The organism is Desulfopila inferna (assembly GCF_016919005.1).
Lineage (GTDB): Bacteria > Desulfobacterota > Desulfobulbia > Desulfobulbales > Desulfocapsaceae > Desulfopila_A > Desulfopila_A inferna.
Genome location: NZ_JAFFQE010000006.1, coordinates 268,887 through 283,931, shown reverse-complemented (window position 1 = coordinate 283,931; position 15,045 = coordinate 268,887). Strand labels below are relative to the sequence as shown.

Annotated in this window: 12 protein-coding genes; 7 read left to right on the top strand and 5 right to left on the bottom strand. The window is 48.0% G+C overall.

Annotation, left to right across the window (positions count from 1 at the left end; all coding sequences use genetic code 11):
- Positions 1-2: 2 nt before the first annotated feature.
- A complete protein-coding gene (locus JWG88_RS15855; RefSeq protein ID WP_205234764.1) occupies positions 3-950 on the bottom strand; it encodes a sulfotransferase family protein in 948 nt (315 codons plus the stop codon).
- A gap of 230 nt (positions 951-1,180) precedes the next feature.
- Here JWG88_RS15855 and JWG88_RS15850 point away from each other — a divergent pair, with 230 nt between their 5' ends.
- From JWG88_RS15850 to JWG88_RS15820, 7 genes are all read left to right on the top strand, one after another.
- Positions 1,181-2,350 (top strand): glycosyltransferase family 4 protein, encoded by a 1,170-nt coding sequence (locus JWG88_RS15850; protein WP_205234763.1) that lies wholly within the window; start codon positions 1,181-1,183, stop codon positions 2,348-2,350.
- A gap of 62 nt (positions 2,351-2,412) precedes the next feature.
- The gene (locus JWG88_RS15845; RefSeq protein ID WP_205234762.1) at positions 2,413-3,642 is read left to right on the top strand and encodes an O-antigen ligase family protein; all 1,230 of its coding nucleotides are present in this window, start codon (positions 2,413-2,415) and stop codon (positions 3,640-3,642) included.
- Positions 3,643-3,737: 95 nt separating this feature from the next.
- Positions 3,738-4,949 carry a glycosyltransferase family 2 protein gene (locus JWG88_RS15840; RefSeq protein WP_205234761.1) on the top strand — a complete coding sequence of 404 codons (1,212 nt, stop codon included), beginning with the start codon at positions 3,738-3,740 and terminating at the stop codon, positions 4,947-4,949.
- A 10-nt stretch (positions 4,950-4,959) separates the two neighbouring features.
- On the top strand, positions 4,960-6,072 hold the full coding sequence (locus JWG88_RS15835; RefSeq protein ID WP_205234760.1) for a glycosyltransferase: 1,113 nt from the start codon (positions 4,960-4,962) through the stop codon (positions 6,070-6,072).
- A gap of 124 nt (positions 6,073-6,196) precedes the next feature.
- A complete protein-coding gene (locus tag JWG88_RS15830; RefSeq protein ID WP_205234759.1) occupies positions 6,197-8,206 on the top strand; it encodes a Gfo/Idh/MocA family oxidoreductase in 2,010 nt (669 codons plus the stop codon).
- Between the two features lie 210 nt (positions 8,207-8,416).
- On the top strand, positions 8,417-9,373 hold the full coding sequence (locus JWG88_RS15825; RefSeq protein ID WP_205234758.1) for a sulfotransferase domain-containing protein: 957 nt from the start codon (positions 8,417-8,419) through the stop codon (positions 9,371-9,373).
- A 130-nt stretch (positions 9,374-9,503) separates the two neighbouring features.
- Positions 9,504-11,030 carry an oligosaccharide flippase family protein gene (locus JWG88_RS15820; protein WP_205234757.1) on the top strand — a complete coding sequence of 509 codons (1,527 nt, stop codon included), beginning with the start codon at positions 9,504-9,506 and terminating at the stop codon, positions 11,028-11,030.
- A gap of 28 nt (positions 11,031-11,058) precedes the next feature.
- On the opposite strand, the gene JWG88_RS15815 is transcribed toward JWG88_RS15820, so the two are convergent.
- From JWG88_RS15815 to JWG88_RS15800, 4 genes are read right to left on the bottom strand one after another with little or no spacing between them, the layout of a single operon-like run.
- Positions 11,059-12,045: a hypothetical protein gene (locus JWG88_RS15815; protein WP_205234756.1), complete on the bottom strand. Its 987-nt coding sequence runs from the start codon at positions 12,043-12,045 to the stop codon at positions 11,059-11,061.
- A gap of 8 nt (positions 12,046-12,053) precedes the next feature.
- Positions 12,054-12,899, bottom strand: coding sequence for an alpha/beta fold hydrolase (locus tag JWG88_RS15810; protein ID WP_205234755.1), 846 nt, complete (start codon positions 12,897-12,899; stop codon positions 12,054-12,056).
- Between the two features lie 38 nt (positions 12,900-12,937).
- Positions 12,938-13,354, bottom strand: coding sequence for a VOC family protein (locus JWG88_RS15805; RefSeq protein WP_205234754.1), 417 nt, complete (start codon positions 13,352-13,354; stop codon positions 12,938-12,940).
- Between the two features lie 31 nt (positions 13,355-13,385).
- Entirely contained in the window at positions 13,386-14,519 is a 1,134-nt protein-coding gene (locus tag JWG88_RS15800; RefSeq protein WP_205234753.1) for a glycosyltransferase family 2 protein, read from the bottom strand.
- Between the last annotated feature and the right edge of the window lie 526 nt (positions 14,520-15,045).

The window sequence follows — 15,045 nt, the reverse complement described above, 5'->3', positions numbered from 1 at the left end:
GACTACAGGCAGTCATAGCCGAATTCCTGAAGATCTATGCCTATCGCCTTGCTTGTTTTGGTGTTGCTCTCGGCATACCGGTCGCCGAGATTCTCGGCGATATAACGTCGAGTTTTTCTTTCCAGAAAATTGTGCATACCCCGTAAGATGAGGGTGCGGTTGATAAAATAGGCTGCTCTACGCGCGTTTTTTATGACAATGGGGGCATTAAACAATGCTCCTGAATTGAGCTGATTTCGGTGGAAAAGACGGTTGGCGGCTCTGGTGATCGTAACCCAGGGAAGCCCTATACCCTCGTTTCTTGTATTTCCGGGGACATCTGCTATATCAGGCAGATTCGCGAATTTGGTTATTCTTTTCATAAAATCCAAACGGTTGGCTTTAAGAAGTTCAAAAGGCAAAACCAGGACCTGTTCGCGGGAAAAGAGAGTGCGGTAGTAATCGATAAGTCGATCATATTGATAAAAATCATAGTTGAAATGGGGCATTCTCAACAAGTCAGGCTCGGGTGGATTCATATATTTTTTGATCGACAGTCCGCCGCCGTCACGGATGTACTGCGTATACCATGAACGAATGATACTTTTCTGCTCCCGGATGATGATAATCACCCGGCCTTCAGGAAATATCGAATAGAGCCTGTCGGCAATGGTTTTACTGTCAAATCCGCCGGATGCCGGATAACCTGACATTCTTTCGTGTGAAAGCACCGGCAGCAGGCCTTGGTTTCGCAGCTCATCGCATTTTTTTTGATAGCGGAGGAGTACATTGTTCCGATCAAAACTGAAGGGGGGAGGGATGATAAAATCGTCGGTGATTTTCTGCCGGGACCATGGAGAAGCCATGCCATAGCGGGCGTTGTTGAAAACTGCATCCTGCAGCCAGGTGGTGCCGGTTTTGTGGTAGCCGATATGGATCATCAGCCCTGACGGGGAAAACGTCTCTACCATGGATCTGTTACCTCTTTGCAGTATAATTAAGTGGATAGTGTGCCCGGGGGCAAAGATGGTAAGAGGAGTATACGATTATCTCTACCAGACAGACTTCTGTTTAAACAATAGTGAAAGAATATAAATTTTGCAAATGGATGGGGTGTGATTATTGTGGTGCAAGCAGCTATTATTAAACAATTCTCTTCAAGTTTTGTTTTTCAAGAGATAATTCGGCCGGGAAAAGAAGTATGATAAACGTCCTTCATCTTCGTGATACCGACAGGGTATGCGGCCCGGGTAAGACCATTCTCGAAACTTCGGCGCGGATAGATACGTCGTCCTTTAATCTGTCGATAGGGCTAATTTGCCTGGACCGTGAGAATGTCGAGGAAAATTTGTATCTTCGTGCTGCCCGAGAGAGAGGTGTCAATGTCTTTCCCATACGCTCCGTTCATCAATATGACCCAAGGATTGTTAAGACCATCAAGGAACTCATAAAACGGGAAAATATACATATACTTCATTCTCATGAATACAAAACAGACATTCTCGCTTTTCTGGTCTCCAAGATATATGATATCCCTATAATTACCACATGCCATGGCTGGATAATCAACAGTCCCAAGAGCAGATTGCTCATATCCGTCGGCAAGCGGATTTTGCCTTTTTTTGACAAAGTTATCGCTGTATCGCCTCTCATTCGTGATGAAATCCTCCGCTATGGCACCTCACCCGAAAAAGTAATTCAGGTCTTTAACGCCATTGTCGCAGATAATTACCGGCCAGGCTTGTATGAAGACGGTCTGCTGAGAAGAAAGTTCGACCTGCCAAGCAATGGAATATTGATAGGCAATATCGGCAGGTTAAGCCCTGAGAAGGGGCAGAAGGATTTCCTGCAGGCCGCGGAATTAATCTGCCGACAAGACAAGTATGACAATGTCTATTTTTTTCTGATCGGGGATGGGGCGGATATGCAGGAATTGCAAAAGCTTGTGGAAATGATGGGTTTATCGTCACGAATATTTTTCACAGGTCACCTTCAAGATGTACGGCCTGTCTATCAGGATCTGGATATTTTGGCCCTTACCTCGTACACGGAAGGTTTTCCCAACGTTATTCTGGAATCTCTGTGTATGGAGACGGCCGTCGCCGCAACCAAGGTGGGCGGCGTTTCCGATATAATAAAGGATCGCCGGACGGGGTGTTTGATAGCTTCCCATGATCCGGAGGCAATAGCCGAACAGTTGATTTATCTCCTGGAAAATCCGCAGGCCGCCCGCCAATTGGCCCTGCAGGGGAAGCAGATGGTGCTGGAAAAATTTGAGTTTCAAAGGAGGATAAGTATAATCCAAACAGTATATGATGAGATTATGCAGACCGCCTTGGAGACAAGATCGCCCGCCGGCTGGAAAAATTAATGGAATTCTGCAGCCTCTCCGGAGAGATGACAATAACCCGCAGTCAGAGGAACTAGTTCAGCATGCCTCTTCCTTTTTTGTTGTATACTTTTGTGATGCTCTATGAGTACGTTGGAATCGACCGTGGGTACTTTCCCGCCCTCAAGGGAATTCCGATTGCTTTGGGCATACAGGCTCTTCTCCTGCTCTATGTGGTAATTAAATATAAATCTGCCGAAGCCCTCAAAACCAAACAATCGATTTACTTCCTTTTTCTGATATTTTTCACCGGTCTTGCCCTTTTCCATGGCCTCATACAATCCTACGCCCTCGATCCGCTCAAACAGGAAATCGGATATTACATTTTCTTTTTCATCGGCTGTTATCTTTTGCGGAGTAAAAAACTCTTTGAAACCTTTGTCTTCTCCTATGTTGTAATTCACATTTACCTTGTTGTTGCAAATCTGGCGAGACTTGCGGTTGCCGAGCGGGTAGGCGGTTTTAAGGCAGGATATTTTATGGGAGACGGGAATGATTTTTCCTGGGGGCTGGTGATTGCCGTTCCCCTGGCCATTTACCTGCTGACACAGACAAAGATACTGGTGAAAATAGTTGGTGGTTTGGGCACGCTTTTCTTTTTGCTTGGCCTTGTCGGCGCGCAATCGAGGGGAGCCACCTTGGCCCTGGGTGCCTCTCTGCTCTATTATGTTCTGGCCAGTAAAAAGAAAATTCAGGGATTGTTCGTTCTGGCATTGGTCGGCTGCCTGGTCCTTTTTCTTGCTCCGCCCAGTTATTTCACCAGGATGGAAACCATCAGTTCATATGAAGAAGACTCATCGGCGATGGGGAGAATGACTGCATGGGGGTATGCCGTTGAGATGGCGATCGATAATCCCGTCTTAGGCGTGGGAGCAGGTAGTTTCAATTCAGCCTATGGCAGGATTTATCGAAAAGCCGGGGATCCTGTCAGGTGGATTTCAACGCACAGTATATATTTCAATATCCTGGCCGAATACGGCTTTCCGGGTCTGTTCCTTTTACTTTCGCTGATCTTTATCAATTACCGGGAGAATAGAAGGACGCGGCGACTGATCTCCGAGAATGCAGAAAATGTTTCCTTTAGTGAAATGCTGCCGGTTTTTTTGAACACCAGTCTGGTCGCCTATGCGGTAGCCGGCGCTTTCCTTACCGGTGTAGACTATCCCCATATCTATTTCCTTTCGATGTTGACGGTTTCGTTGAGGAAAATGGTTGAAAAGGAGATAGAGGGAAAAGTCGAACCTTCCAGAGAAGGGGTGTTTGCCCGATACTGAGCCGCCTTGGATTTTTGGGGGAGGTTCTGGGGCGGCAACAGACGAATTTTCGATGCCGATTTATCACAGAGACTCATTTAACTAAGCAAATATCCATGGAACTCTTTATCAATTGTATACTTCTTTTTTGGGGAGGAATTCTCTTCTTCTTTGTGACATATCAGTTCATTTTCTTTGTCCTGAGTGTCCCGGCTCTCTTCTTGGGAAAAAGGGCTGGAGAAGATCTATCGGCCCGTAAAACTTTCGGCATTATTATACCTGCGCATAACGAAGAGCTTCTCATAGGTGAACTGGTCAAAAGTATCCAGGAGAGTGATTACCCTGCAGAACTCTATGAAATTTTCGTCATCGCCGATAATTGCACGGACCGAACGGCGCAAATAGCCCGGGAGGCAGGGGCTACCTGCCGTGAAAGAACCGATCCGATCAAACGAGGTAAACCCTATGCCCTCAACTGGCTCATCTCCCAATTGAATCTTGATGCCTTCGACGCCTATGTCATCATCGATGCCGATACCCTGGTCGCCAGAAACTTTCTTACCTCGATGAACATATCTCTGACCGAGGGGAAGAAGGTGATCCAGGGCTATTTCGGCGTCATGAACCCGGATGAGAATTGGTTGACCCGCCTCAGTATCCTCCCGGGAATCCTCAAATATAAACTTCATTTTCCAGGTAAAAACCTTCTTGGACTTTCCTGTCCGCTGGCTGGCAACGGTATGTGTTTTTCTTCTGAAATCTTTAAAAAATACGGCTGGAATGTCTACTCCATCGTGGAAAACTGGGAATACTACGTCATGCTTACCCTGGAAGGTTATGTGGTTGTTTCAAATGAGAACGCCGTGATCTATTCTCAGGTGGCCAAGTCACTCAAAACTGGAGAAAGTCAGCGAATTCGATGGTCTAAGGGACGTTTGCAAGTGCTGTTGCACTACTTCGGAAGACTTGCAGCCGGTGGTTTTCGCTCAGGTGATCTCAACAAATTCGATGCCTTGGTGGAATTGATGCGTCCTTCGTACGCCATCTTTTTCGGCTGGTCGGTCATTTACCTCCTGCTATGCTTATTCCTCCATTTCAGCTATGCGTACAGCTCATTTTTCGTCTGGATTGCCGTTGTCGTCTTCGCAGTTCAATTGCTCTATTTTTTTTCAGGGCTAATTATCCAGCGAGCACCGCTGAAAACCTGGCTGGCACTGGGAATGATCCCCTTTTATATACTCTGGAAAATGGCAATCACCTTAAAAGGACTGCTCTCCTATGGGGAGAGGAAATGGGTAAAGACCGAACGTCACAAGTCAACTAAATAACCGGGGGCCAATGAAAATACTTCAGATAATTGGTTCATTGCACATTGGCGGAGCGGAACGGGTGGTGTACAAGCTGGCCAAGTCGCTCACGGAAAGGGGACATGAGATTGAAATACTCTGTGTCAGGGAGAAGGGGATCATTGCCGAGAAGCTGGTGGAGGAGGGAATACCGGTTAGCTGCGCCGACTATGGAAGCGGTGACTCTGTTTTTTCCCATATGAAAAATCTGCGTTCTCTCATCCTGGACTCTCGATGTGATCTGGCTCATTCACACGGAACGGCGGCTATGGTCTCTCTGGCACCGTTCTATGCTTTCGGCCGGATGCCTCCTCTCGTTCATACTTTCCATTTCGGTAACTATCCCCACTTGCCGAGGAAATATATGTTCATCGAGCGCCTTATGTCCTTCTACGCCAAGAAGCTTGTTGCCGTCTCAGACCATCAGCGCCGGGCCATCATTCATTACCATAAAGTAAGGGAGTCTAAAATCGAAACCATCTGGAACGGGGTCGAAAATCCAGAGCCGGCAAACAGGCTGCTCAAGGATAAATACAGAGAGGAATTCTCCCTCTCAAAAGAAAATGTAGTAATCGGCTGTGTAGCAGTCCTCTCGAGACAGAAGGGTTTAACCTATCTTTTGGCTGCGGCCAAGAATATTCTCGATCAATATCCGCAAACGTGTTTTCTCATAGTGGGAGGCGGCCCTCTGGAGGAAGATTTGCAAAAGGAGGCCGATTCTCTTGGAATTGGAGAAAGCGTAATTTTCACCGGTTGGCGGGACGATGCATGGCAGATACTGACGCTTTTCGATATCTTTATCCTTCCCTCCCTGTGGGAAGGACTTCCAGTGGTTCTGGTCGAGGCCATGGCTGCCGGCAAACCGGTGGTGGTGACCAATGTGGGTGACAATGCCAAATTGATGGGACAGAATGAAAGAGGGCTGCTCATCGAGCCCCGAGATGTCCGCGCCATTGAAACTGGTCTCAAAGAATTTCTCGACAACCCTGGAAGAGGCAGGCAACTGGCTGAAGAGGCGCGCAGGTTTTATCTCTCTCATCTCACGGAGGAGAAAATGATTAACAAATATGATCAGCTTTTCGGTACTTTGGTCCGCAGGGTTTAGTCACATTCAAAGACCTGAGGAAAACTGCATGGCCCCTTGGCGCACTCGAGCCCTTGGAGAAGACTTGATGTCCGCAAAAGGGAAGATTCGTAGGTTAACCAAAAAAAAATATAAAAAAAATCATATGAATAAAAATAAATTGCAGATCGTTCTTTTTGGTTGCGGCAAAATGGGAAGGCATCATATCAAGGCAATTTCTCTTCAAAAAGAAGCGGAGTTGGTTGCTGTAGCCGATCCGGTCATGAAGGAGGAAGATGTCCGGGAGTCGCTCCCTTCCAACTGTCGATTTTATCAAGATCACCGGAAGCTTTTGCAGGAAGTGAAGCCTGATGTCGTTCATATCGTCACACCGCCTGCTACCCATGCGGAACTCGCTGTGGCGGCTCTTAATAGCGGGGCGAGCATCTATGTCGAAAAGCCGTTCGCCACGGAGGTCAAAGAGGCGAAGTCCATTCTCGCTCTTGCCGAAGAGAAAAATCTGAAGGTTTGTGCGGCTCACCAGGTCCTCTTTCAGGAGAGTGCCGAAAAGATGAAGGACTTTCTCCGCCTCGTGGGCGAAATAGTCCACGTGGAAAGCTATTTTTCCTTCAAAACAGTCCGGCAAAACATCTCTGAGGTCGATCAGCTGATGGATATCATGCCTCATCCGGTCTATCTTCTCCTGAGTGCATTGGAGAGTGAGAAAGACGATGAGAAAAGCGATCCGCTGAAAATGGAGTTTGTGGTGATTGATCCGCGCGGTGATGTGCATGCTACCCTGACCGGCAGGGGAAAAACCGGGATTCTGGCGGTGACCTTGAGGGGCAGGCCTGTTGAATCCTATTTGAAGGTCGTGGGCACCAACGGTACGGTGACGGCCGATTTCGTGCTCAGCGGAGTGTCGAGATATCTCGGCCCCGGTTTTTCGGCTCCTGCGGTGGCGCTGAAGCCCTACGTCTATGCCAAGCAACTGATAATGGGCACCACCGGCAGCATTTTCAAGCTGGTTTTCAAAAAACAAAAGAGTTACGCGGGACTTTCGGAAATCATTTCGCGCTTCTATGACAGTATCAGAGGAAATGGTGAGGTTCCGGTCAGTCCGGAATCAATTTATCAAACGGTGAAGATATGTGAGGATATACGGCGCAGGTTGCTGGAAGCCGAGAAGATTCAGGAAGAGAATGCCAAGAAAAGCCTGATGAGCCAGGAAGCGGGGTTGCCGCCGCTGAAAAAACAGGAATATGTGGTGGTCACCGGAGGTACCGGCTTTCTTGGCAGGGTGCTGGTTGCTGACTTGCGAAATCAAGGGTATGCCGTGCGGGTTCTCACCCGTAAGATTCCTCAGCCTTCACGGCGGATCGCCGGCGTCGAATATGTCGCTGCGGATCTGGCCCGCGAAATTCCACCTGAGTATCTTGAGGGGGGAGGTATCATGGTCCACCTTGCCGCAGAAACTGCGGGAGGCAAGGAAGAACACCAAAAAAACACCATAGATGCCACCAGAAATGTTCTCGAGGCGACCTCGCGGGCAAAGATTAAAAAAATCATCAACATCAGCAGCATTGCGGTATTGAAGCCGGGAGGCAAGGGCCCCGGCGGGCTAAGCGAGGCCTCTCCGGTGGATTATGACAACCTTGGCCGAGGCCCATACGTCTGGGGTAAGGCTTCGGCGGAAAAGATGCTGGCTGATTCCGCCTCACGATATGGGGTGGAGAGCCGGACCATTCGGCTCGGTCCCCTTGTCGATTACGCAGATTTCACTCCTCCGGGACGATTGGGAAGAGAGATCGGTCCGCTCTACGTGGCCATGGGCAACCGCAAAAGCACGATCAGTCTCTGTGACGTCCATACCGCATCGGCGGTAATACAGTACTACATAGACAGTTTCGAAGAGGCACCGCCGTTGTTGAATCTGGTGGAACCGGAGACGCCTTCAAGGGCCGATCTCATCCACAGACTCAAGGAAAAAAGAGAGGAGTTGAGAGTCGTATGGATCCCTGCCCCCTTGCTCAAGGTTCTTTCAACCGGTCTTCAGGCTTTTTTGAAAGTGGCACGACCCAAGCAAACACCTCTCAATGTGTATGCCGCGTTTGCTGCGGAAAAATACGACGCGGCATTGGCCGGAGCCGTCTTGAACAAAATCAATAAGAATTAGCGACTTTCTTATTTATCTCAGGAATACGTGGGCGGAAAGTAGGTACCATTTAGCTCCCGCCAAGAACTGAGTTACTTGGCAATGTTCGCCAGCAAATACCTAAAGCGGCCGGAACGGAATGTCCATCCCGAAGTCATTTCCGAAAAGGCACGATTAACTTATTTCTGGAAAAAGAAAATTATGAAAGTGGATTCTTCGCTGAAATACTTCATGAAATCGATTAGCAACCTGCATGTGCAGGGGGCGAAGAAGAATATTTTTCTTTTTGCAACCCCTCGCGGTGGCTCAACCTGGGTTATGGAAATTATCGCCTCCCAGCGCGGCATGAAATATTACGACGAGCCCTTCAACATCCGCCGGGATAATGTGCAGAAGGCGGGTTTTTTCTCAACCTGGGATGAGCTCATGCCAGATGGAGGGCAGTCCGATAAAATAATAGAATACCTGAAGCTGCTGGAAGCAAACAGGATGAGGTTTATGAACCCTCCGCCTTTCAGGAAGAACCACCGCTGTATAACCAAGCGGGTGGTTTTCAAAATTCACGAAATAGAACATCTGGTCAACGAGATAAAAGAGAAGTGCAACGGCAGCATCCTCTATCTGCTCAGGCATCCGGTGCCGACCACGCTCTCGCGGAAAGTTTTTCCGCGTCTGGATCATTTTATCCGCTCTCCCTATTACAGAAAATTTTTCACCCAAAATCAGTTCAATAGCATCGTCGAAATCCGCCAAAATGGAAGCAGGCTGCAGAAAGGGTTTCTTTCCTGGTGCTACGAAAATTTTCTCCAGCTCAATCACCTGGATTCGAGTGACTGGACCATCCTTACCTATGAAGAGGTTGTACTCAACTCCGGCAAGTGCTGCCAGTATTTACACGACAACCTTGGTCTCGATGATCTGGAGATAATGTTTAACGTCGTTGATGAGCCGGCCATGAACATAGCCATGTCGAACCAGGAGACCATCGATACCTTGAAAATAGAGGACAGTCAACGTCGCAAACGAAATATTGTCAAAAAATGGGAAGGAAAGATCAGCGACGAGGAGCAGGAGGCGGCGTTTGCAATATTTTCTCTCTTCGGAGTTGATGCCTATGAATATGACAGCTATCTTGCCAACCCGCGCCACCTCCATTTTCACGACACCCAAACTATTTTGCAGGACTGAGCGCGAGATCAATCAAGAGGCGTGGCTGTTTCCAGTTCTTTCTCGATCTCCGGGCCGTGAAGACGAGGAAAAAACCCGAGTTCCGGCAGAGGGAAGAGAGAAACATAATGAAGATTTTTGAAGGTAAGACATGAGTTACTACAGCAAAGCTCTGAGAAACGTTTTTTTCAATTGGGCGATTCTTTTCGTCAACATCGTCGTCTCCTTCTTTCTTGCCCCCTTTGTCGTCCATAAACTCGGCAACACCTATTACGGCATCTGGGTGATAATGATGCAGCTGACCGGCTATCTCTACCTTATGGATTTCGGGGTAAGGGAGTCACTGGTGCGATTTATTTCCAAATATCATGCCACCGAAAATCAAACAGATATAGATAATGTCATCAAGGCCGGCCTAATCCTCTATTCAGGGATCGGATTGATTTGTTTCCTGCTTACCTTCCTCTTCTCTTTTGCTGCTCCCTATGTTTTTAATCTCGCCGAATCCTCCATCGAGACAACCCGGATAGTGGTTCTGTTAACCGGCATGAATGTGACACAGGCCTTGGTGTTCAATGTCTTTAGCGGCATCATCATGGGCATGCAGCGGACGGATCTCACCACGAAGGCGGGGGTGTTGTTTGTTTTTATCCGCCTTTTTCTTATCGTTTACTTCCTGAATAAAGGATATGGGATAATTGCTTTGGGGGCCATTCAACTGGGGGTAAATCTAGGGCTGAATTGGGTTACCTATATTATCTCAAGGAGGCTGTTGTCTTTTAATATACTCTCTGCCAGTCCGGACCGTCATGTTTACAGGAGCATAATCAACTACGGCAGTATCGTGCTTCTCAATAATGTCTGTGAAAAAATTATTCTTTATACGGATACCATCCTCATTGGTATCTTTCTTGCCCCCGCCTCTGTCACTTTTTTTGCCATAGCCGGTAACTTGGTACAATATGTTAAGCGCATGGTTTCCTCTCTTGCCAGAGTGATTAATCCTCTCACCAGCGAACTGGAAACCAGGAACGAGACGGAGAGAATACGGACCGTGCTCCTCCTGGGCAGCAAGTTTTCTCTCCTCGTCGCGCTTCCTCCATGTATCACCTTTCTCATCATGGGGCGCCGATTTATTTCCCTATGGATGGGACCGGAATACATGGATCTAGCAGGGGATGTGCTGATGGTTCTGGCCGTAAATCTGATTTTTTCCACGCCGCATTATACCTACAACAACATTTTTTATGGAACAAGCAGGCACCACATTATCGCTATTTGTCGACTTTTTGAAGCGGTTTGCAATCTTACTCTTTCTCTGCTGCTGATAAGACCGTTCGGCATTGTCGGTGTCGCCTATGGAACCGTCGTTCCGCATATTGTGGTGACGACCTTCGTTTTGCCCTATCTTGTGACAAAGCAGGTCGGTATACGGCTTTACGATCTCTATACCATGAGCTACCTGAGACCGGCCATAGCAGCAATACCATTTGGAATAGCAATGTATTTCGTCAATGATTACTACCCAGTCGGCTCGCTGTTGATGTTTTTTGCAGAGATTCTCCTGCTGCTCCCCATCTATTTTCTGAGTGCCTGGTTTATCGCCATAAACCAAGAAGAGCGAAATGCTTATAAAGAAAGATACTTCTCGAGGTTTTTTGTATTCAGCAAACACTGACGGGAGGCCCAAAGCTGGTATAGTCAGATCAAAGAATTTCTGCATGATATGTTCGATTGAGGTTTTCAATAACCAGGGGGGCAGCCACATCCTCAAGCCATTTGCAGGAGATCTCCATCATTTCCTTTTGCCACTCGCCAAAGGAGAATACATGATTGGCCTCCTTGACTACATGAATTTCAAAATTATGACCATTGCGGTTAGCTAGTTCTTCATAGTAGTGCATGAATTTTTCTTGAAATTCCCAGTAGAGGCGATCGGTTTCGCTGAAGATGAGTAAAAGCTTTCGTTGAGAAGTGAACTTGAGAAAGGCCTTGGCAAAATGGGGATTGAGATTGGTGTCTTCGGGAAGAACCGGAACCGAGGCTTCCTTTTTTCGCGAATTCTCCAGTTCGGCTTTCGGTTTTTTCAACATCGGCAAAAAAAACGATTTCAATAGTAATGAGTAGTCGGTCTGGAATCTGAGAAATCTCTTCCAGGAATCCAAGTTGAGAGCCTTTTTCAGGTAACCGTCCCGCATAGTCTGCAACTGTCCGGTGGTGATATATTTTGTGGGATCGATCTTCGAACTTGCCAGAACCGAGGGCATGCCCAGAGAGAGAACCGCGCTGACTCTCTGGTCCCTGTTGCCGGTTAAAAGAGCGGTAATGGCTCCGCCGCAGAGTCCGGCGAGGATGACTTTTTCGACACCGCACTCCTCGAACATCCAGTCTATAGCCGCTATGGTATCATTTATGAGCAGCCCGATTTCAATGGAACAGTAAACATCCGCAATCCACTGTTCCTCTATCTCACCTTCGGCATCCCCCAAACCTTCCGGATCGACGCGGAGGGTGGGATATCCCATCTCGGCGAATTGTCTGGCCATCTTGAGGTAGAGCCGGTGGGGGGCGACTCTGCTCTTGATGCCGGAGCTGATGAGGATAATACCGGTATCCTTTCTTTTCTCTGCCGGTTGATGAAGAATGCCGAAAAGTTTGGCGTTGTTGTCGTTGGTGAATGTAACTGCTTTCATGGTCTCTGTCATCTTTCTCCCAGCCATTGAAGCGTAGTGTTTTGGAGATTGCCCGCCCTCGGGTAATACTCTTTGATTTCCTTCCAAAAAGGCTGTTCAACAACCGAGGAGCAGGTGGCGTCTTTATAAAGTTTCGCCAAATCGCCGATCTTGCCGATCTTCTCTTTTTTACGTTTACCGGCTTCCACGAGCAATACCTCCCCCCTGAAGCTCTTTTCCTCACTCAATAAATCCACCGCTAACATCTGCTTATAAAACGACAGCAATATCTCATAGCCGTTGATGTTGACGGCACCACCTTCCTCCAGCCGCTCGATGAGCATCTCCGTATTCCATCGAATTTCCTTGTAAACGGTTGTCTGGGTGATGATATTGGTGCGAAACAGCTCTTTCATGTAGGCGCTGCCGTCCAGTACAGGTTCCCAGAGAACGAGTTTTTTCAAATCGGGATTCCTCTCCGCCGCCAGAGCGGCCAGGGTGGCCCCCATTCGCAAACCGATAAGACCTGTTTCTTTTACCGTATCATGCCTTTGAATTTGGCCAATGGCTGAATGAATGTCCCGGAGCATGGTGTCGGGGCTGGAGTCCACATGATCTCCATAACTGTCGCCGTGGCCCAGGTAATCGAAACGTAAAATGGTATATCCCTTTGCGGCGAGTTCCCTGGCGAAGTTGACAAAAACCCTGTGGGTCCAGAGTTTTTCCTCGACAATGGGGGTGCACATGACGAATCCGAAGCCATTGTTGTTCCCATCGGGTTTATGGAGAATGCCGAAAAGCCTGCCTGCTCCATTATCGAAAAATAACGGGGTTTCGTCATACATCTTCTTCAGTCTTCTTTGTGGATGTTCCATCAGGATCTTTACTTTTGTCTGATGAGCCAATCTCATGGCTACGATAATCTGCCTGCTCGTTTCAAGGTGTCGATCAGCTCAATATTGAGTCCCTGCCCTGCATAGACAAAGGCTATTTTTTCATCGTCAAAGGCCTCTCCCGGTTGGGGAGCGGCCAGTATTCTCAATCGCTTCTCCTTCAATCGCTCCAATTCCTCTTCCATATTTTCGCAGAGAAAGCAGAGGTGATGCAATCCCCCGCCCTTTTGGGCGAAGGTGTGAATCGGAGATGTTGCATCCGTGGGTTCAATAAGTTTGACCGGAAGAGAACCTTCTTTCTCCAGGAAAACCACCCGGACTTTCTGTCGGGTGTTGGTGACGACTCGCGTCGATTGACGATAGCCGAAGTTATCCTCCCAGTCGTGTATTCCCTTCTCGATTGCTTTGACGGCGATGCCGACGTGGTCGATTTTCATGGATAATTCTTCCCCCAAGACGTACTCTTTTTCAACGTTGTGACGGTGTCCAGATTTCCAGTCTCTGTCCTCGTAGGTATTTCCACCACGCTGTCAGGGCGGCGATGTTGACTATGACAAAATAGTTGGAGATTTTCCCAATAGGAATGGCCCTGAAAAAGGGCAGGTTGTATAAGGAGCCGAGCGCCAACAGGTAAAAGAGCAGCTGTCCCAGGAAAAGCAGGAGGTAGAAGGGCTCGGTGCTCAGGATCATGTTGCTGACAAAAGCCGAGATAAGAAAAAAGGGCACCAGCCATCTGATGATCTTGTGCGAAATCAGTTCAAAGGCGAAAAAGCCGTGGCGAAAGGGATTGAGCAGCTGCCGCTTGAAAAAGAGGGCGGTCATTCCCCGGACGATCGTCCTCACCTTGCGCGCCAGCTCATCACTGCTTTTTTTAACGGCGGTCATGTAGCCGATTGCCGTGGGTTCGGTGATAGCACGGAATCCCTGTTCGACGGTGTTGAGAACCGAGATGAAGTCCGGGGCCAAGCCTTCGCTAAAAGGCCGGCACAGTTTTTTTCTCTGGGCATAGAAGGAGCCGCTTGCTCCGACGATTGAGTGCAGCTTTGATTCGAGGTTGCGCAGTTTAAGCTCGTATCTGCCGTAGAGACCTTCACCGCCAGCACCTTTGATGTGATCCTCTCCTGAAATGCAGCCTATGCTGGGGTCGACGAATTGGCAGACGACATTTTGCAAGGCGTCCTTTTTGAGCATTATCGAAGCATCGAGGAAGACGATGATCTCGTTTCTGGCCTTTTCCAAACCCAGATTCAAGGCCGCCGTCTTGCCGCTGCGTTTCTCGAGTTCGAAAAAATCGAGCCTGTCGAGATATTTTTTGGCGATAGCGCCGGTGTTATCGGTAGAGCCGTCTGAGATGATCAGAATTTCTCTTTTTTCTTTCGGGTAGTCGAGATCGAGGATATTGACGATTTTGTCCTCGAGAATTTTCCCTTCGTTATGGGCTGGTATGATGATCGAGATTGAAGGCCGGAAGTTGCCGGATATTTTCCCTTCTTTCCGGCCGAAACCCATGCCGGCGAGCAGATGCAGCAGAAGGGGGTATCCCAGATAGGCATAGAAGATTGCTGCGAGGGATGTCCAAAAGATAATGATCAGGGGTGTCATTGGCTTTGCACGAGTTGTATTGTGGTTTTTCCGGAAGAAGCCGGTTGTATGGAGGCAGTTGCCGGTTTCTCTACCTTGGGAGTAGGCGTACGCTCCCGGTGTTTGTAGTATCTTCTTTTCGTTTGTTAAGTCAGTTTTAAGATGTAAGTTACCGAAACCTTGATTGGCAGCCATTCAACAAAGCCTTTTTTCCTCCGAGTTGTTTGCAGTCGTCGATATAACCTTCGCCCTTCCACCACTTGGAGCTCTGGTAATTTGATCGATCAAGAAGTGGTGGGTACTGTTCTTGCATGTTCACGGACACCGGCCTGCTGACATATTAGTATAGCAGAAAAGAGCGATGAGGTGAAAATTCATTCCCGGAAAAAGATGAATAACATGAATATAACAAAACTATCACCTATCTATTTGCCCTGGTGGTTGGTCAGTCTCTATATTTAAATGATATTGCTTACTATTACTAATTAGCATAAGTATGTCTGGGATAAAGTCAACCATGAGCAAAAAACCTCTTTTCAGATGATGG